18 protein-coding genes, 1 pseudogene and 1 riboswitch are annotated in these 19,400 nt (G+C 41.7%); of the genes and pseudogenes, 10 read left to right on the top strand and 9 right to left on the bottom strand.

Going from position 1 to position 19,400, the window contains the following annotated elements; translation table 11 throughout:
- Window positions 1-104: pseudogene (locus FTU36_RS13610) on the top strand (IS5/IS1182 family transposase); the annotation flags it as partial.
- Window positions 105-107: 3 nt separating this feature from the next.
- Entirely contained in the window at window positions 108-368 is a 261-nt protein-coding gene (locus FTU36_RS13615) for a hypothetical protein (protein ID WP_257222617.1), read from the top strand.
- A 78-nt stretch (window positions 369-446) separates the two neighbouring features.
- Here the strand turns inward: FTU36_RS13615 and FTU36_RS13620 are convergent, their stop codons facing one another.
- The 4 genes from FTU36_RS13620 to FTU36_RS13635 form a co-directional block, all read right to left on the bottom strand.
- Window positions 447-818 (bottom strand): MmcQ/YjbR family DNA-binding protein, encoded by a 372-nt coding sequence (locus FTU36_RS13620; protein ID WP_218945821.1) that lies wholly within the window; start codon window positions 816-818, stop codon window positions 447-449.
- Window positions 819-854: 36 nt separating this feature from the next.
- Window positions 855-1,460 (bottom strand): murein L,D-transpeptidase family protein, encoded by a 606-nt coding sequence (locus tag FTU36_RS13625; protein ID WP_180005539.1) that lies wholly within the window; start codon window positions 1,458-1,460, stop codon window positions 855-857.
- A 111-nt stretch (window positions 1,461-1,571) separates the two neighbouring features.
- Entirely contained in the window at window positions 1,572-3,017 is a 1,446-nt protein-coding gene (locus FTU36_RS13630; protein ID WP_180118279.1) for a YdiU family protein, read from the bottom strand.
- 120 nt (window positions 3,018-3,137) lie between these two features.
- Window positions 3,138-4,298: an acyl-CoA desaturase gene (locus tag FTU36_RS13635; RefSeq protein WP_180049967.1), complete on the bottom strand. Its 1,161-nt coding sequence runs from the start codon at window positions 4,296-4,298 to the stop codon at window positions 3,138-3,140.
- A 190-nt stretch (window positions 4,299-4,488) separates the two neighbouring features.
- Here FTU36_RS13635 and FTU36_RS13640 point away from each other — a divergent pair, with 190 nt between their 5' ends.
- Window positions 4,489-5,034 (top strand): META domain-containing protein, encoded by a 546-nt coding sequence (locus FTU36_RS13640; RefSeq protein WP_180022411.1) that lies wholly within the window; start codon window positions 4,489-4,491, stop codon window positions 5,032-5,034.
- A gap of 66 nt (window positions 5,035-5,100) precedes the next feature.
- On the opposite strand, the gene FTU36_RS13645 is transcribed toward FTU36_RS13640, so the two are convergent.
- From FTU36_RS13645 to FTU36_RS13655, 3 genes are all read right to left on the bottom strand, one after another.
- Window positions 5,101-5,814, bottom strand: coding sequence for a glycerophosphodiester phosphodiesterase (locus tag FTU36_RS13645; protein WP_180005543.1), 714 nt, complete (start codon window positions 5,812-5,814; stop codon window positions 5,101-5,103).
- Window positions 5,815-5,999: 185 nt separating this feature from the next.
- Window positions 6,000-6,584 (bottom strand): cob(I)yrinic acid a,c-diamide adenosyltransferase, encoded by a 585-nt coding sequence (locus FTU36_RS13650; protein ID WP_111885379.1) that lies wholly within the window; start codon window positions 6,582-6,584, stop codon window positions 6,000-6,002.
- 47 nt (window positions 6,585-6,631) lie between these two features.
- A complete protein-coding gene (locus FTU36_RS13655) occupies window positions 6,632-8,485 on the bottom strand; it encodes a TonB-dependent siderophore receptor (protein WP_180022410.1) in 1,854 nt (617 codons plus the stop codon).
- Window positions 8,486-8,721: 236 nt separating this feature from the next.
- Window positions 8,722-8,878, top strand: a riboswitch (cobalamin riboswitch).
- 127 nt (window positions 8,879-9,005) lie between these two features.
- On the opposite strand from FTU36_RS13655, the gene FTU36_RS13660 reads away from it, so the two are divergent.
- From FTU36_RS13660 to FTU36_RS13685, 6 genes are all read left to right on the top strand, one after another.
- Window positions 9,006-10,874, top strand: a complete 1,869-nt coding sequence (locus FTU36_RS13660) for a TonB-dependent receptor domain-containing protein (protein WP_180118280.1) — start codon at window positions 9,006-9,008, stop codon at window positions 10,872-10,874.
- Between the two features lie 159 nt (window positions 10,875-11,033).
- Complete coding sequence (locus FTU36_RS13665; RefSeq protein ID WP_180118281.1) at window positions 11,034-11,675, top strand: phosphoribosylanthranilate isomerase; 642 nt, start codon at window positions 11,034-11,036, stop codon at window positions 11,673-11,675.
- Window positions 11,659-12,885 carry a tryptophan synthase subunit beta gene (gene trpB, locus FTU36_RS13670; RefSeq protein ID WP_111885382.1) on the top strand — a complete coding sequence of 409 codons (1,227 nt, stop codon included), beginning with the start codon at window positions 11,659-11,661 and terminating at the stop codon, window positions 12,883-12,885. The genes FTU36_RS13665 and trpB overlap by 17 nt, the downstream gene beginning before the upstream one ends.
- Window positions 12,886-13,143: 258 nt before the next feature.
- Window positions 13,144-13,869 carry a CPBP family intramembrane glutamic endopeptidase gene (locus FTU36_RS13675; protein WP_180118283.1) on the top strand — a complete coding sequence of 242 codons (726 nt, stop codon included), beginning with the start codon at window positions 13,144-13,146 and terminating at the stop codon, window positions 13,867-13,869.
- A gap of 21 nt (window positions 13,870-13,890) precedes the next feature.
- The gene (locus FTU36_RS13680) at window positions 13,891-14,415 is read left to right on the top strand and encodes a DUF1543 domain-containing protein (RefSeq protein ID WP_180118285.1); all 525 of its coding nucleotides are present in this window, start codon (window positions 13,891-13,893) and stop codon (window positions 14,413-14,415) included.
- A 139-nt stretch (window positions 14,416-14,554) separates the two neighbouring features.
- Window positions 14,555-15,547, top strand: coding sequence for a DUF2804 domain-containing protein (locus FTU36_RS13685; protein WP_180040652.1), 993 nt, complete (start codon window positions 14,555-14,557; stop codon window positions 15,545-15,547).
- 51 nt (window positions 15,548-15,598) lie between these two features.
- Here FTU36_RS13685 and FTU36_RS13690 read toward each other — a convergent pair whose 3' ends face one another.
- Complete coding sequence (locus FTU36_RS13690) at window positions 15,599-16,474, bottom strand: metal-dependent hydrolase (protein ID WP_078191325.1); 876 nt, start codon at window positions 16,472-16,474, stop codon at window positions 15,599-15,601.
- 145 nt (window positions 16,475-16,619) lie between these two features.
- Between FTU36_RS13690 and FTU36_RS13695 the strand changes: the two genes are divergently transcribed.
- Window positions 16,620-17,648 (top strand): AraC family transcriptional regulator, encoded by a 1,029-nt coding sequence (locus tag FTU36_RS13695; RefSeq protein WP_180118287.1) that lies wholly within the window; start codon window positions 16,620-16,622, stop codon window positions 17,646-17,648.
- An 84-nt stretch (window positions 17,649-17,732) separates the two neighbouring features.
- Here the strand turns inward: FTU36_RS13695 and FTU36_RS13700 are convergent, their stop codons facing one another.
- Window positions 17,733-19,067: a Na+/H+ antiporter NhaC family protein gene (locus FTU36_RS13700; RefSeq protein ID WP_180118289.1), complete on the bottom strand. Its 1,335-nt coding sequence runs from the start codon at window positions 19,065-19,067 to the stop codon at window positions 17,733-17,735.
- Window positions 19,068-19,400: the final 333 nt, after the last annotated feature.

Raw genomic sequence — 19,400 nt, forward strand, 5'->3', positions numbered from 1 at the left:
CCTTCAAAATTCTTGCTGAGCGATATCGCAATCGAGGCAAAAGACTAGCATTGAGATTCAATCTAATTGCTGGAATTTATAACTTGGAGCTGAGTGAAAAATGACTTATGAAAGAAATCTATTGTATTGCTTATGAAATTGATACAGATAATATAGAAATAAAAAAGGAATTAATTAATTATCTTTTTGAAAAATATAAAAATAATTTTGAATGGATAGGTAGGGGTGATAATGGATTTTATATTTCATATGAATCATCTAATGATTCTATCCAAGGAATCTATGCTTATTCATTAGGAACAACTATTTCTTTTACTAGTAATGAAATTAGAAATGCTGAAACAAAGATTCGATTTCCAAATCTTTAATTTATGAAACCAGTTATTGAACATAATGGCGATTACACGAAATTCTCAATATTAACTTAATTGTAAGGGAAGTGTTATCTAAACACTTCTCAGCAATTCAATCCTCTGCCGTTGTCCTTTCTTTAACTTCGACACCACCAATTCATAAGAATTTAGCACCAAATCTTGCAGCAGTTCTTCTTCCAATTCTTCATCTGCAAATACAGAAATCCAATGCTGCTTATTCATATGCCAGCCAGCACGAATAAAGGGATAAATATCTCTGAGCATCACGCCATTGTCCGGCAGCACCTTTAAATTAACGGCCGCTTTGCCTTCCAAATGAAAACTCAGCATAAACACCTTATCCATCACTTTAAACACATCACAGCCTTCGCCAAAAGGCTGGCTACAGGTTGTTTCAGGCAAGTCTAAGGCTGTCTTTTCAGCTACAGTGTGTAATGAAATCATCTAGAATCGCTCAAAAAATAAAGACTGTATTTAATATTAAGGATGAATATGAATCTCTGTATCATTATTCACCAGTTGCCAAATTTCATCCATATCAATATTGCGCACTGCAATACAGCCCCAAGTCCAATCTTTTTGTGGGAAATACGTCATCAGTTGTGGTGCAGCTTTCATTTGTAAACTGGTCGCCGAACCATGAATCATAATGTCACCACCTGCAGAAACCCCTAGATTTTTAGCCTTCTGTTTATCGGCCGCATTGGGGTAAGAGATATGCAAAGATTTATAAAATGCGCTTTGCGGATTGCGCCAATCTATATGATAAGTTCCTTCTGGCGTCTTGCCATCACCTTCTTGAACTTTATGTCCAAGCGGTTGAAAACCCAGACGCATCGGGTAACGCCGAATGACCATATTCTGATGTTTTAACTCTAAATAACGCTCAGCTTTATGTACTTGAATACTGTCGATCGGCGTTTCTGTGCGAATTTTTTGAATTTGCAAATCACTTAATTTATGTGGAAAGGCCAGTACATTGGCAGGTGTAGGTAGATATTTTTCAAATTTTTGATAGGCAAGGTAGGCCGCCACAATACAGAAGAGGGTAGCGAAACTAAAAATAGCGATACGTTTTCTTGTCATTATTTTTTAGAGGATGGACGGCATTACAGTCCATCCATTTCGGTATTGTGGATAATGTCTAAATTATCCACAATTTTGAGTCGAGTGATGCATGAATTTGTGGATAAATGTTTAAGATGAGCAGCTCACCATCACTTCAGGCACATCACTTGGCAAGGGGCCTAAATCTTCTGTTGTTTCCAGTTCAGGCTGTTTCAGATAAGGCTGGCTTAGTAATGTATATAAGCGTTCTACCTCTGAAAAATCATTGCGTTCAGCTAGCTCAATCGCCTTTTGCGCCATATGGTTACGCAAGATATATTGCGGATTGGCCTGTGCCATTTCCGCATCTAAAGCATCGGTGTCCTGATGCTCACGGATGCTTTCATATTGGGCCAAGAAACCTTCAAATGCGCGACGGTCTAAACAGTCATCTTTAATGGCTTCATATTCATGATTTTGCAGACGAATAAAGCTTTGCGTGTAATCCAGCTGTTCACTTTGCAGAATACGCAAAAAGGCCATGGCGCAGTCAAAGCTGTCTTTATGAAAACTTGGCAAACCCATTTTCTGAGCTAAGCCCAATTTATAATGTTCCAAGAAGGTCAGTTCAAAATGCTCTAAGCACTTAGCTAAATCTTCTTTCCACTGTTCTTTGTCATAGTCCGTAGGGCAGAGCGGAATGAGATTATTCAGCCATTGCCATAAATTCCAATGCCCAATGCTCGGCTGCTGCTGATAGGTATAGCGGCCTTGGTAATCCGAATGGTTGTTGATCCAGTTTGGGCGGAAGCGCTCCATAAATCCATAAGGGCCGAAGTCCAAAGTTGAACCTGTAATATTCAGGTTGTCGGTATTCATCACGCCATGCGCAAAACCAATCAGCTGCCATTTGGCAATCATCACTGCGGTACGCTGAATGACTTGAGTGGCAAAAGCTAAAATCGGTTGTGCGGCATCCAAGCATTCAGGGTAGTGCCACTCAATACATTTTTGCGTGAATTCAGGTAGCAAATCACCCTGATATTGATTGATCCATTCAAAATGTCCCAATCGGATATGACAGTCAGATGTACGCAGCATCATCGCGCCGAGCTCGAGCTTTTCACGCTGCACGCCTTGCTCGGAACTGGTAAAACCCACTGCATTACTCGATGCAACACCTAAGCTGTTCAGCACATGTCCTGCCAAATATTCACGAATAGTCGAGCGCAATACTGCACGACCATCGCCCATGCGTGAATAAGGCGTAGAGCCTGCGCCTTTGAGATGCAGGTCAATGGTTTGCCCATGTTTATCGATGATTTGCGCAATCAATAAGCCGCGTCCATCGCCCAATTGGCCGGCCCATTGTCCAAACTGGTGACCTGCGTAGACCATGGCCAAAGGTTCAAATTCTGCAAAGGTTCTTTGACCGCTGCAAATGTCTACCCAAGCCTGTTTATCTGTCTCAGACCATTGCAGCTCATCCGCAAGAGCGGCATTAAAATGCCCTGCTTTTGCACCTTTTAGAGGAACTGGCTGCTGATGGTGATACAGGCGAGGTGGCAGGGTGTTATAGCGGGCATTGAACAGCATAATGATCTTGAAAAATTCAAATTATGTTGAAACTATAGCAAAGACTGGATGGAAAAACTGTAGCTTAAAAACAATAAAACCTCCACAAGGGAGGCTCTATCATCAGAAGGGCTTATAGAATTAAGCTGTTTTCTTTTTCAAATTACGCATCAATTGATTTAGTGTTTCACGGTGCTGTGAAAGACGTTTTTCAACTTGTTGGAATTCAAGTTTTAGCTTGTCATCCATTTGATGAAATTTTTCAGCAACCGCAGTTTTCTTCGCTTGAATTTCCTGTTCTTTGAGTTTTGCCCAGTCATTCAAGGTTTGTGAAAACGCATCATATTCTTGAGAAATACGTTGTTTGGCTGTCGTAATATCATCAGTCATGTTTAGACCATAGATGGCAAGGTCTTGTTCCGCATACTTGAACTTCATAGCCAACTCAGCTTTTTTAATATTAAAGCTAGGGATACGGCGTAAATTTTTAGCAAGACCTAATTTAGAGCAGCTCCAAATCAACCATTTTGTTGGATCGTATTGCCACCATTTCACACCATTACGGTAGTCGTATTGGAAAATGTGGTGATAGTTATGATAACCCTCACCCCAAGTAGCAATAGCTAGCCAGAAGTTATCACGAGCGGTATTTTCGTCAGTATACGGACGTTTACCCCACATGTGACACAGTGAGTTAATAAAGAACGTCACATGATGGCTCAAGATTAGACGCATTAAACCGCCCAATAATAGAACGCCCCACATGTCGCCAACAGCCCAACCAATTGGCACTAAAATCGCCGCATGAACAGCAATTACCAGTGGAATGTAGTATTTATCTTGGAACAAAACGACTTTATCTTTTAACAGATCAGGTGCGTTTTTGTAGTTCGGTTCTGCTGCTGGATAATCACGAAGCATCCACCCGATATGGGCATACCAGAAACCACGATTAATCGAGTATGGATCTTGGTCAATATCGTCTACATGACGGTGATGTGTACGGTGACCAGAAGCCCAGAACAAAATACTGTTCTGAACAGCAAAAGTACCCATGAGCATTAAAATGATTTTTAAAGGCAAGGTTGCTTCATAAGCACGGTGTGCCCATAAGCGGTGATAACCTGCGGTAATACCTAAACTGCTGACACCCAGTAAAACAAACATACTGATCCAAGCAGCGGCACTAAAATCATGATTAATGGCATATAACGGAATTGCAATAACTGCGACAATAGGTAAAAACACCAATGCAAAAATAGCAATCCAGTTCATTGGGGCTTTGGGTAGGGGAGCATTCATCTCCAACAGCACTCCTGAAACCTTGGGAGGTATAGATAGGACTAATCCCATTAATTTTTTAAGGGATTTTAAACGTACAGAATAGTAGCACGGGAAAACCCGTTTTCACCACTGTTATTGTACAGTTGTATTGTACTAAACAGTAACATAATACGACTGAAGTTATTTGACTTTTTGTGGGGTAAAAAAGATGCTAAAAAAACAGCAAAATCGTCAAAATAATCCGCAGCTTTTGGTCAAACACTGTATCTGGGGCGGCTTTCTGATCAGTTGTCTGGGACTCATGGCCTGTCAAAGTTCTCCGACGCAGAAGGTGACTACAAAGTCACAAGGGAAATCACAGGAAAAGTCACATGGCAACAGCGTTGAGCAGCCATTAAAAGTCATTCGCGTAAATGATGGGATACAAGATATTCCATGGACGATTGTGCAAATTGCAGGGCAAAAAGCCAAGTTCTTTCATCATCAACCTTATCTTCAGTTCAATTCGCAATTTCGACAAATTCAGGGAAATACGGGATGTAACACTATCAGTGGCACTTATGTGATTGATACCTTAAAACACAGCATTGATCTGAATGCCCGAGCAGGTTATTTCAGCTGTGATTCGGCTTTGGCTCAAGAGGCTGAACTTTTAGATGCCTTGCAAGCCGCAACACAATTCCAAATAAAAGGGAAACACATGACGATGCAAAACAGTCGGGGACAAACTGTATTGGTTTTGGAAAGAAAATAGACCGATTGAAATATCGACGTGTTGATCGAGAAGTGAATTACACAAATCTAGGTGAATAAAGCAGCATTAAAAATGCTGCATCATTAATTTAGGATAGTCGGTAATTAAGCCGTTAATGCCCCAATCTTTAAGCTGTTTAGCACGATCAACGTCGTTGACAGTCCATACGCTCACATTTAATTTTGCCTGCTGCGTGGCCTGAATAATGTCTGAATTGGCGAGTTGGTTCATCCAACCGATTTGGATACAACCTAATTCAAGTGCTTGTTCAATCGCTTTAAATTTTACGTCTGTTTCAACCAAAAGCCCGCGTTTGAAGCCGGATTTTTTTTGTTGCAAAGCAAGATGAATTTTAGGGTCAAAACTGGTGATCACCGCGGAATGTTCGAAACCTTGGAGCTGTTGTTCCAAGGTTTCAGTCAGCGCTTCAGCTTCAGTCTGTGTCTTCACTGCTTTCACTTCGACTTCAATATGATCGAAGTTATGAATAATTTTGAGCGTTTGTTCGAGCAGTGGCGTCGGCTCAACTTTATTCCATTCTGACCATGTCACTGCATGGTTATACGGTTCTAGTTCAGAACTTTCGCATTCATAAAGATACTTATCTTGGCCGGTGGTACGGATGAATTGATCGTCATGCATCACAATTAAGGCGCGATCTTTTAGTTGTCGCACATCAAATTCAACTGAGCGTATGCCTAAATCTTGAATATATTGGAAACCACCTAGGGTATTTTCAGGTGCTTCACCACGAGCGCCACGGTGACCGATTATGCGCATAAAGGGCCTGCAAAATTGAAAGATAAAAACATAGTGTCCTGTAAGAATGACAGGGAGATGACACTGTTATTTTGATCCGATCATCCTGAAATACAAGAATGATCGGACGAAATGTTTCGATTTATTTCAATGTAAAATAGACTTTTAATTGGTCAAAGGATTTGAGCAATTTTTGAATCCAAAACTTATTGATCAATCGTGTCGTTAATATTTTTCTGCCACAGCACCTCAGAACCACCTTCAGCGCGTTGTAATGTACGCGATGCGACAAATAACCAGTCAGAGAGTCGGTTAAGTAGCTGCAATGACGGTGCTTGAATGTTCTGGTCACGGTTATGTACAGCCATTAAACGACGTTCTGCACGGCGGCAAACTGCACGCGCTTGATGGGCAAAGCTGCACACCAATGTTCCTGATGGCAGGATAAAGTCTTTGAGCATTGGCAGCGCTTCATTCATACGGTCAATGTCATTTTCCAAAAACTCAATTGACACAGGTTGTACCAAGTTGAAGTTTGGAATGCAGACTTCACCGCCAAGGTCGAATAACCAATGCTGAATCAGGCTGAGCGATTTATCCCAAGCCGCTTTGTCTTCAATACTGCTAAGTGCGATGTGCGAACGCAGAATACCAATGCTTGAATTGAGTTCATCGACATCTCCTAAGGCTTCAATGCGTAAATCATCCTTTGCTACACGTGATCCGTCACCAAGACCTGTTGTGCCTGAATCGCCTGTGCGGGTATAAATTTTACTTAAACGGTGGCCCATTTTAATTGTCCATTTTTTGATTAAAAGTTGAATAAATCAGTGTGAAATTAATATCTAACTGTGATGCCAAAGGAAGCCAAACGGCCGCCATTTAAATAGAATTTGCCGTCGAAATTGCCAGCAGAAGCCGTTTTATATTGAACATCGCCGACATTTTGAATATTGGCAAAGAAGCGCAGTTGCTCGTTGGGTTGGTAATAACTATTGAAATCAATCTGAGCATGTCCAGGGATCACATCCTCATCATAATTACTGCTGTCTGAATGGCTGTTCGCACTCAGTGTTGTTGACAGCCCATAATGTTCATCAGCCCAACCAGCTGACAATGCCAGTTTTTGACGTGGGCGGCGGCTCAAATCCAAACCTGTTTTATCATTTTTTGCTTGATTGTAGCTATAACTGGCCTTTGTAAAAAATGCCTCATTGCTCCAATTCACATAGACTTCTGAACCTTGAATGGTCACTGCATCAATATTGGCAAACTTCCAGTTATTGTTGGGATCAGAATCAATAAGGTTATCAATTTCAGTTCTGTAGATAGACAAACCAGTTTTTAGTTGTGGTGTCATTTGTAGGTCTAGCCCAATTTCATAGGATTGACTTTCTTCGGGTTTTAAGTCAGGGTTTGCATAGTCGCCATAATATAAGTCGTTCATGGTTGGCGCTTTAAATGCTGTACCAATATTGGCATAGCTACTAAACAACGGCGTGAAAAAATAACGCGCAGCAACTTGTCCGACCGTGTGTTGACCATATTTTTCATGGTCTTCACGACGAATACCCGCTTGAGTTTTTAATTTATCAGTTTGATATTGGTGCTGTAGATAATAACCCGTACTGTTTAAGTCTTGATGAAAAGACTCTGCAGTTTTTAGCGTTGATGTTTCTAGCTGCCGATGGGTGATGCCTGCAATGATGTTCTGAGACGGCGTCATTTGCTGTTTTGCGGTCAGTTCATATTCAGTGGATTCATAATGGGTCTGTTCAAAGATTTTGAGCTGTTCCAACTCATCTTTAAAATAAGACACGCGAGCATTCAGGGTCAGCTGATCTGTGGGGTTGAAGTGTGACTTCAGGGTTGCAATTTGATTTTTAAAATCTTGCGACTTTTGCTCATATTGCAGTGAATTCCAGCTGTATTGCTCATATTGAGCATTACCTTGGTTTTCAGAATAATCCAATGAAGTGCCAAAGCGTGTTTCTTCATAGCCAAATTTGGTAGACACGCCTTTTTGATTAAAGCTAGAAGCTCTGGCATTTTCATGTTCATGAATCAATGTGCCGTCGGTTTCTAAACGCTGTCCACGAATTTGCGCATAAAAACCTTGCTTGGCTAGGTCTACCCCGACAGTACTTTTATAGGTTTGATTTCCACCTATTTCAGCGCTGATAAAAGCTGCATTTTTTTCAGGGGTTTTGCTAATGATTTGTACCACACCACCAATGGCATTGGTGCCATAAAGGACAGATGCTGGGCCTTTTAAAACCTCAATCTGCTTAATGTCTGTGGTATCTATAAAATTATTTGGCGCTAAACCGCTGGCATCATTATTTAAACGGACACCGTCACGCAATACCAAAGTGTGGTCTGACTCTGTGCCACGTAAAAAAAATGAAGCTTGTTGTCCATAGCCACCCAGCTGCACCATATTGATAGAAGCATCACTCATTAATAAATGTGGAAATGATGCAATTGGTGATTGATCTATGAGCGACTCATCAATAATGGAAATACGTGCTGGCACATTTTCCAATTTTTCTGCAGAACGTGTTGCTGTGACGACAATGGTGTCCATTCTAGGTTGTGTAATGGAATCCGCTGCAACAGACATTTCGGAGTTAAAAATACAAAGCGCAGATATGCCAGCTGCAAGCGCAGTCGGCTGAAAAGGAAAAGGCATACAAAGCTCCATGCATTTACCCCACGTAAATGATTGAGTGATAGAACACGGTCGGCAGGTATCGGACTGGCAAGGTTTCGCTTGCGCACCGTTGCGGGGGCAGTGTTGTAGAAACTTCCCATGCCAACTGTTGTGAATGGTTTAAGTATAGAGAACTCCGATTTATCGAACAATCGAATCCGTCGGGCATTTTAAGATAGCTGCATATACAGCTTGACTTGCTGTGGGGCAGAAACTAATCTGCCCATGCTTCAGGTGCTTCCTTAATTGAGAAGTGAAACTGGGAAGTCAGTCCAGCAGTATAGATCTGTTGTTATCTGACACTGCCCCCGCAACGGTGAATCGTTATTCATAACGTAAGTCCGGAGACCGGCCTGATGCAGACCTATTCATAATGCGGCGGGCGTTATAGCGGGATTGCATGCTTCTGTCTGAAAAATGGCAAGCCATCGCTTACCCAAAAACTGCCTCGCGTTAATCACTTTTATTTCGCACGGGTGGTGCGATCGGGGAATACAGCATGCATTCTTTCTCTAAGACTCTACTAGGGTCGCTTTTTGTTTTATCTCCACTTTCTGCGGCCATGGCAGAAGACCAAGTTCATCAACTTCCAGTCATTACCAACACCGTTGCCAATATTGTTGAGCAAGACTCACAAAAAACTTTGGCAGCAGTGACCGTGATTAGCCGTGAAGAAATTGAACGTAAGCAATTTAATTCATTACAAGACTTATTACGTACTGTGCCGGGCGTCACGTATAGCAATACTGGCGGTTTAGGTAAAGTTACCAGTGTTTCAATTCGCGGTACGGGTAATCGCCATGCATTGGTCTTGGTGGATGGTCAAAAGGTAGGTTCAGCAACGCTTGGTGAAACGGCTTTTGAACACTTCCCAATTGATCAGATTGAGCGTGTCGAAGTTCTGCGTGGTCCGCGTTCTAGCTTGTATGGTTCAGAAGCGATTGGCGGTGTAATTCAAATCTTTACCCGTAAAGGCACGCAAAACGGCATAAAACCATTTGCATCTTTTACCTATGGTTCGCATGAAACGTATCAAGGGAATGTTGGTTTAAATATTCGCCAAAATGATACTTGGGCAACACTGAATGTTGCAGGAACAAAAACTCAAGGCATTGATGCGACAAATATTGCGGAGCCTTATGACCTTGATAAAGATGGCTATGAAAACAAGTCAGCATCTTTACGTATGGGGCATAAATTCAATGATCAGTTTGATATTGATGCAAGTGTTTTAGTTGTTGATGGTGAAAATGAATATGATAATAGGGATGACTGGGGTTCTCCTTATATTGATGCAAAAAATGTGCATAGTAAAATCGAGCAAAATGTTTACAGCATTGGTGCTACCTACAAGCCATTTGATGTGTGGACTACAGGATTAAAGTTAGGTCGCTCTGAAGACAAGTTAGATAGCCGAGATGGCTATCCATCAGTGATCAACACTCAGCGGGACAGCTTATCTTGGCTGAATACATTGAACTTTAATCAGCAAAATACATTGATGCTTGGCTTTGATTATCAGAATGATGAAGTCTCAGGTACTAAAGCTTATGCTGTTAAAGAGCGTGATAACAAAGCTTATTTTGCGCAATATCTAGGTTCATTTGGTAACTTCGATGTGCAAGGTGCAGTCCGTCAGGAAGATAACGAGCAGTTTGGTAATCATACGACTGGAAGCGCAACTTTAGGATATCGCTTCAATGATGCCATACAAACTTATGTCAGCTATGGCACCGCATTCAAAGCCCCAACATTCAACGATTTGTATTGGCCAGGAAGTAAAAGCCCGACATTGGTTCCAGAGGAATCTGAAAACTATGAAGTTGGTTTCAAGGGCGTGGTCAGCAATGTTCAATGGGAGCTAAACGCTTTCCATAATGAAATTGAAAACATGATCGCATGGGCACCAAATGCATCGGGGAACTATGTTCCAAGCAATATAGATAAAGCCAAAATTAAAGGCGCTGAACTATCACTTACTCAGCAGTTGAATAATTTTCTTTGGAATATCAATTATACCTATCAAGAGCCTGAAAATGAGACAGCAGGGTCCCATGGCAAGCAGTTGGTCTTAAAGCCAAAGCAAATCTTTAATGCATCAGCTGATTATACGATGGATAAATGGACTGTCGGCGCTTCAGTTCATGCCGAAGATAAGCGTTATACCAATGCTGCAAATACTGATGAGTTGGGTTCTTTTGCCACAGTAGATACGCGAGTAACTTATCAAGCAACGCCTGAATTCAGTGTTCAAGCCAAGCTTGCCAATATGTTTGATAAAGAATATTCGACCAACTACAGCAATAGCACTTTATTTAATCAAGACGGCCGCACAGCTTGGATAACCTTACGTTATGCGATGAAATAATTCATTAAAATTTCAAAAGGCCCTGATCATTCAGGGCTTTTTATTTTTGCGCAGTAATCATGCTGAAAATCCACGCAATGCATGAAAATTGCATTACAATGATTCGCCTTTATATTCATAGATAGGCTATGAATAGGGCGGAGTCAGAGCCAAAACAACATGCGAACCCGTGCCAAAATCTGCGGAATTACACGTACTCAAGATATTCAGTCTGTCGTCCAAGCTGGTGCAGATGCGATAGGATTTGTATTCTTTGCGCCCAGCCCGCGCAGTGTAACGGCAGTGCAGGCCGCTGAACTGATTCAGCATGTGCCGCCGTACGTGCAGACCGTGGGTTTATTTGTGAATGCGTCGGCTGTGGACATACAGGCTATTTTAAAAATTTCACCTGTAGACATACTGCAGTTTCATGGCGATGAAAGCCCTGAACAGTGCCAAACGATTGCGAAGTCCGTTGGACGCCGTTGGTATAAAGCCATTCAAATGAAACCTGAATTGGATGTGATTGCAGAAATCCAAGCTTTTCAGCAGGCAGGGGCAAGCGCCGTACTGTTAGATGCATGGCATCCTGAGCTGAAAGGCGGTACAGGGCATAGCTTTGACTGGGCACAGTTCCCAAAACTCGATATTCCTTTAATTTTGGCGGGCGGTTTAAAGCCTGACAATATTGAAGAAGCGATTCAAACCACAGGCGCTTATGCCGTAGATGTGAGCGGTGGTGTAGAATCAAGTAAAGGTATTAAAGACCAACAACTCATAGAACGCTTTATGCAAGGAGTCCTTCGTGGATCAGCAAAATAAAATCGACTATACCCAATTCCCAGACGCACAAGGGCATTTTGGTATTCATGGCGGGCGTTTTGTGTCAGAAACTCTTATGGCAGCACTTGAGGACTTAGAAAAACTCTATTTCCGCATGAAAGATGATGCACAGTTTTTGGCAGAATTCGACCGTGACTTGGCGTATTACGTCGGTCGTCCAAGTCCTTTGTATTATGCTGAGCGATGGTCGAAAGAGTTGGGTGGTGCGCAAATTTACTTAAAACGTGAAGACCTGAACCATACAGGTTCACATAAAGTGAATAACACCATTGGTCAGGCTTTACTGGCTAAGCTTTCAGGTAAAAAACGTATTATTGCCGAAACAGGCGCAGGTCAGCACGGTGTAGCAACTGCAACGATTGCAGCGCGTTTAGGCCTTGAATGCGTGGTGTTCATGGGCGCAGAAGATGTTAAACGTCAAGCCATGAACGTATACCGTATGCGTTTACTTGGCGCAACGGTTGTACCTGTGGAAAGCGGTTCAAAAACATTGAAAGATGCCATGAACGAAGCGATGCGTGATTGGGTCACCAATGTTGATTCAACTTATTACGTGATTGGTACAGTTGCAGGTCCACACCCATATCCACAATTGGTTCGTGATTTCCAATCAATCATTGGTCGTGAAGCGCGTAAACAAATTCAGGAACAAGCAGGCCGTTTACCAGATGCTTTAGTTGCATGTGTGGGCGGCGGCTCAAATGCGATGGGCTTGTTCTATCCATTCTTAAATGATGAAGACGTGAAAATGTACGGTGTCGAAGCTGCAGGCTACGGCATTGAAACGGGCAAGCATTCTGCACCATTAAACGCAGGTCATGTCGGTGTACTTCACGGTAACCGTACGTACTTGATGTCGGATGATCAAGGTCAAATCATTGAAACACATTCAATCTCTGCAGGCCTGGACTACCCAGGTGTAGGCCCTGAGCACAGTTTCCTCAAAGATATGCACCGTGTGAACTATGTGCCAATCAATGACACTGAAGCGCTACAAGGCTTCCGTGATTTAACCCAAATTGAAGGTATTATCCCTGCATTGGAAAGCTCACATGCGATGGCTTATGTGACGAAACTTGCGCCGACCATGGACAAAGACCAAATTATTATTGCGACTGTATCAGGCCGTGGCGATAAAGATTTAATGACCGTTGCCCGCATTGATGGCGTGGAAATGGTTGAGATGTAAAATCTCCCCCAACCCCTCTTTAATAAAGAGGGGAAAAGCCCTCCTTTGTTAAAGGTGAGGATCTCAGAATGTATTCTGAGTTCGCAAGGGGAGAGGTTTTTTAGAAAATATCAAAATCGCGCAGAAGTCATTTTGCGCGATTTTTTTTATGACCATAAATGTAAGTCTAAAAAGGCCTACAAAAAACAAGCAAAGTTAAAGTGTGAAATAAATCACAATACTGTGGAAATTTTATTGCTTTAGAAAGACTTTATAACAATGACATTTACCCAATTGGTTCGTGCAGAATCCTTTCCAACCCATATTTCTTGGCAATGGCGTGATACTTTTGCTCTGTGTATTCTTCCGCTGATCTTGCTCAACAGTTATGTCTTAGACCAATTTTTTGGTGTTTCAGCTCAGGTTGCTTTGGGTGATTCGATCTTTCGCGGTATTTTATTTATTGCCGTGTGTTGGCTCTATAAAACGATGCTATATACGCACTGGCAAAAGTATAAACAGGCCTTTTGGCGTTCAAGTCTGTTGGTGGTTGTTGGTGCAGTCGTCTTACAAGTAGTGATTTCTTTTACACGCAGTCTGTTGCCAGTGGGAGAGAACATTGAAAAAGAATCGACCATTGATCCCAATACGATTGCGTTTTTTAGCTTGCTGATCATCAGCCTTGGGCCATTATTTACCGCATTGCTCGAAGATATTATTTTCCGCTATACCTTGCTACAAAAGCTATTTATACAACCGTGGCTGTGGCGATTGATATTGGTATTACTGAACTCAATCTTATTCGGCTTGATTCATTATCATAATTTTAATGGCGATTTGATTGCGACCATTAGTTTTATGGCGGCAGGTCTATTTCTCAACCTCATCTATTTGTGGACGCGTAACATTTGGCATGTCTTACTCATTCATTTCGTCAACAATGCAGTACTCTCTTTAGGCGGCGTGATTTTATTGAAATTGCTTCAGCCCTATGTGGGCAGTTGAAGTCAAAATAGGGGGAAGATTGTGTCCAATTTGTTTATGGTGATGCTCGGCGGACGCCATCCAAGAGCAAATATCGAAGTGCATGATGTCATTCTTGCAGTGGGTAACGCATTAGAAGAGGTTTATCCACAACTGAGAACGGCATGGTTTGGTGAGCAAAAAGGCTTACATGTTGATGCTTGGGCACAGGTACATACGGTCAGCACTGAAAATCGGCATTATCGTATCCAATTTTGTGATGCCGCGCCCCGAGCTGAAGATGAAAAATTATGGCTGATTAATCTCGGGGGATATGATGCCCGTGAATTTGGTGAATTACATCGTTATGTTTTGGTGACAGGACAAAATGCCAGCGTTGCAAAACAACGGGGCAAAGCTTTTTTTGAGTCACATTGGCAAAAACAACATACCGACCGAACCCTAGATGTTGATGATTGTATTGCGATTGATCATGTGTATGGGCGCTATATCGAATTGGTTGAAACCCCGCATAGCCAGCAAAATTCATGGAAAAATGATTACATCTTAATAAATGAACATTTGTGATGATTAAGAGCTGAAATGTCAGCTTTTATATTTTTTTGTGATATTCGCCTGAAATCAGATGGATTGTCTTTTCAGGCGTTAAATAATAGGCATAATAACATTCAGGATTTAGACCTTAAACCTCAATGGAATGGCGTATATGGATTTAATACGGCCGAATGGACAGCCGCATTATGGGCGTTTTAGTGAACTTCCCAATCGCATCGATTTAAGTAAGTATGAATATAAGACACCGTATGGAAAACGACTTGAAGGTTGGCGTAAGCGTTTAAAATATAAAAAATTTAAATTTTGTTGTATTCAGCATGAACATTATACGATTGGTCTAGCGATCGCCGATATCGCGTGGGCGGGGCACGGTTTTGTCTATGTGTATGATCATATTACGAATGAAGTGTTGGAATGGAATTCGATTAATTTCCTATCACGCAATACCGTTTTAGATGAACAACCTTTATTTAATCAGAGTCATTTTATTAAGTCAGGGATTCAACTGGATATTCAGCATGCCAATGGTGTGCGATACATTCAAATGTCAAAACATGGCGAACTCAAACTGAGCGCTCGAGTGTTTTGCGCAGGGACAGATCCGCTGAGTATGTGTAGCCCTACAGGGATTAATGGTTGGACCTATACTCAAAAATTGACGACGTTAGGGTGTGAAGGTTTTTTTATCAATAAGCAAGGCAAGACCATTCAATTCCATGACCGGACATTGGTGTCTTTAGATGATACCTGTGGTTTTCTTCGTCCTGAAACCGCATGGTTTTGGTTATCGTGTAACTTTTGGGACAGTCAAAATCGACGCGTTGGGATCAATCTTGCCTCAGGGGTAAATGAAAGCTTTGGCAATGAAAATTGCCTTTGGGTCAATGGACATCTATATGCCATGTCTGATGTACTGTTTCAGCAACAAGGCGATAATCAATGGAATATTAGCTCATTAGATAACAGCTTAAATTTGATCGTCACCACAGGTTGGCGGCGCTATGAAAACCTGAATTTAAGATTGGTCGGTAGTCAGTTCAGTCAATGGCAGGCAAAAATTAGCGGTACAATTCAACGTGATGGCGAAGAAATAGTATTCTTAAATGAATATGGTTTACTTGAGCAGCACTATGCCAAATGGTGAGTCTAAGCCTATAAAAAAGCCGCAATCGATGCGGCTTTTTTTATTCAATTTTTATTTCGCAGCTTGCCAAAACACTTCCGCAGCTTGAATTGGATCATTGGTTTCTTCATAAGTTTTTAACCAAAGATCATAATTTTGCACAATGGGATGCTGACTCGGATGGAAGTCTTTTTTAAACCAATCTCGATATGGCTTGCTCATTCGGGTGAGGGTGCCATTTTTACCAAAGAACCATGGTAAGCCTTTCATATTTAATTTTAAACGTTCAGTGAAACTAAAGCCGTCATGTTTCAGCATCACATTGGCACGGTATAAGGTAAAGCCGAGCATTAATCCACTGGTCCAGACCAAAGTAAATTTCTTTAAATTTTCATCGACCTTCGCCACATCTTTCATCACATCAAAAGCCACATCGCGATGTTCCATTTCTTCTATCGCATGCCAAATAAATAATGCACGGACATAAGGATGCGCAGATTCTAAGACGGACTTTTGGCTACAGAACGTTTCAGCCATCAGCGCAGTTAAATGCTCGGCGGAAGCCGTCATGGCAATGTTGTATTCTGGTGAGCGCTTGCTCAGTTCAAATTTAAAAATTTTATTCAGACGTTTAATGAACGCATCGACAGGCATGCCTTGTTGTTTCATCAACATATTCATTTTGTCATGCGCCATACCGTGCTGCGCTTCTTGACGAATAAAGTCAGCGACACGTTGTTGTAAATCAGGGTCTTGAATTTGACTGCGGAACAGACGTACAGATTCAATAAAATAGCGCTCGCCATCAGGAAAGGTCAGGCTCAAGGCATCAAACATACGTGTTAAAAAGGGGTCTCCGCCAAACCAATAGCGCGGGATTTCTTCTAACTTAAAATTTAGCTTTGTGCGAACAATGGGTTCGACTTGATATTTGACGATAGCATTCATGATATTTTTTCTGTGCGAGTCGTATTGATTGCAGTATGTCGGAGAAATTGCACTTTGTTTTGACAGATATTGCCAATTTTTATACATTTTACGCCATGAAGAAAATATAAAATGTCAGAATTGGCAGGTCAGAAAGAGGGGCGAGATGGCTGAAATTCAGATCCCAAATGGTTACTTCCAACTATGGAATATGGTCTTACTTGAGCGTGAATTAAACTATACACAGCTCGAATGGATTGCGCCGTATGCTGCGCAAATTCAGCATGTGCTGTCTTTGCCGATCGACTCTCAATCGCCGAATTCTTTTTTTAACAGCATCATGCAACTGACTCAGCAGCATCTGGATTGTCCGCAATTGGTTTTTGAAATGGCCAAGTATATTCGTGCGGAGCATTTTGGGGTGTTAGGCTATATGGCGACACTGAGTAATAGCGTTGCAGATGCTTTGCAATATGTGATGCGATTTAGTCGTTTGGTGATTGATGGGGCGCAAATTGTGCCGATGAATATGAGCCATCAAGATCATCAAATTATACTGTCTTGGCCACAGCATGATGATGAATATGCGTTGGTGAATGAATTGACGATGGCCTGTATGGCACATTTGGCCAAGCAAATTTTTCCAGATTCTTTAAAGTTACTCCGCATTCATTTTGCGCATGCACCGCGGATGGCTCGTTATCACTATGAAAAGTTTTATGGCTGCCAAATGGAATTTTCTACCCTTAAATATTCATTTGTGATTCATGCCGATAGTTTGGATTTAAAGTCAGAACTTGCTGATCCATCGCTGATGCAATTGTTATTACGTCAGGCCGAAGAGGCGATCGCCGCTCGTCCGCAACATGCAGATCCAATTCTACAGATGCAACAATGCATCGCTGATCATCTCAAACGAAAACAGCAAGCCCCTAAAATAGAGTGGTTAGCAGAGGAGTTACATCTGTCAGTCAGAACCTTGCAACGACAGTTAAAGGAGAAAGACACTTCGTTTAAACGGCTTTTGGAGCTGGAACGGATGAAACGCTGTGAATATCTACTTTCACAACAAACCCATTTGACAGATATCGCTTTACAGCTAGGTTATTCAGATCAGTCTGCTTTGGCACGTGCTTTTAAGGCATATAGTGGAGAGACATTGTTCGCGCGAAAGAGAGCCTTAAAATTAGAATAAAACGTGCAGATTTATCGTTAAGAAAAGCCTTTCAAACAACATTAAAAAAAGCGGTCAAACGACCGCTTTTCTTTTAAGCCAAGCTTATGCCGCGGCTTTTAATTTTGGATAACGCAGTAAAATGGCAAGGATGGCAAAGATCGCCAAGACCCAACAGTAATACACACTACCAATCAGTTCCATAGGCGAAAGTTTTGCGATCGAACAAGCCAGTAACAGCTGTGCGCCATAAGGAATGAGACCTTGGACTACGCAAGAGAAAATGTCCAAAAGTGCAGCAGCACGTTTAGGGTCTACACCATATTCTTTGGCGACTTCACGTGCCATGTCACCAGATAAAATAATTGCGACAGTGTTGTTTGCTACAAATAGGTTGGAGAAAATTACCAAGAAACTGATACCAATTTCACCTGCGCGTTCAGCACCAACTTTAAAGCAGCGTGTCATGCTGTAAATACGTTGAATCAGCCATTCTAGACCGCCTTCTTTTTGCATAATGGCAGAAATACCACCTAAGAAAATAGAAAGCAGGGCAACTTCAAACATGCCGGTAAAGCCCTCATAAATAGAATTATTTAAGCTTAAAAAATTAAATTCAGGTTGAATCACCAAACCAATCAATCCAGACAGTAAGACACCAATAGTCAGCACAGCAAGCACGTGCAAACGTGAAAAGGCCAAAATAAATACGGCTAAATACGGCAGGATTAGCCACGCATTATAAGCTTTATGTTCAATCGCTTGTGAGCCTTGACTCATGAATAAATAAATACAAATACTGACAATCGATGCAGGAACAGCAATCCAAACATTGACCTTAAATTTATCGCGAAGCTGAACTTTTTGACTGTTCGTTGCAGCAATGGTGGTATCTGAAATCATCGACAGATTATCACCAAACATAGCACCGCCGACCACAGCACCAATGGCATACACCACTTCAATTTCGGTGACTTGAGTAAAACCAAAGGCAATTGGTGCACAGGCTGCAATAGTGCCCATGGAGGTTCCCATCGCTGTGGCAATAAAGGCCGCAATAATAAACAGCATGGGCAGCACGAACTCAGGCGCAATCATCGATAGTCCCAACTGCACTGTTGCATCGACACTACCGATGGCACTGCTGACACTGGCAAAAGCACCAGCGAGCATAAAGACCATGAACATTAAGATCAAATTCGGGTGGCTAGCACCTTTCATAAAGGTATCAATCGCGTCATTGATCTTGCCGCGATAGAGCAAAATTGCCAATACAATTGCAGGAAGAGCAGCGACTGGGGCTTTCACTTGATAGAACGCAAACTCAGTTCCAATGATGGAATGGTAAATACCACTGCCCAAAAAAATGGTCAGAAAAACAATAAGCGGGAGCAGTGCAAATGCCCGAGCAGGCACTTTCACTTGTGAATCGGAGGACATAGGAGATAAAAAAATAAAAGTATGCGGCTAGTATAAAGCAGGTTTTGCAATTTAAGGAAAATTAAAATGTAAATGCTAAGCCTGTTATTTTTAACATTTTTTTGATGATAAAATTAAGTTAATCTAAAACCTTATAATTTTGCCAGATCCTAAAATTAGGCATCTTTGATCATTGTGAAAAAAACTGAAATATCGGTAAATGATGCTTTCGGGTTGTTCTGGAAAATTATGTTTGCATGAGAAATGCCGACGGAGGATTGTATACCCTGTTCAATGGGTAAAAAATAGCGTTACAATGCGATGTCTTGTATTTCGACAAAACCCACATCATAG

This window comes from Acinetobacter sp. YH12096 (genome assembly GCF_013419215.1).
Lineage (GTDB): Bacteria > Pseudomonadota > Gammaproteobacteria > Pseudomonadales > Moraxellaceae > Acinetobacter > Acinetobacter amyesii.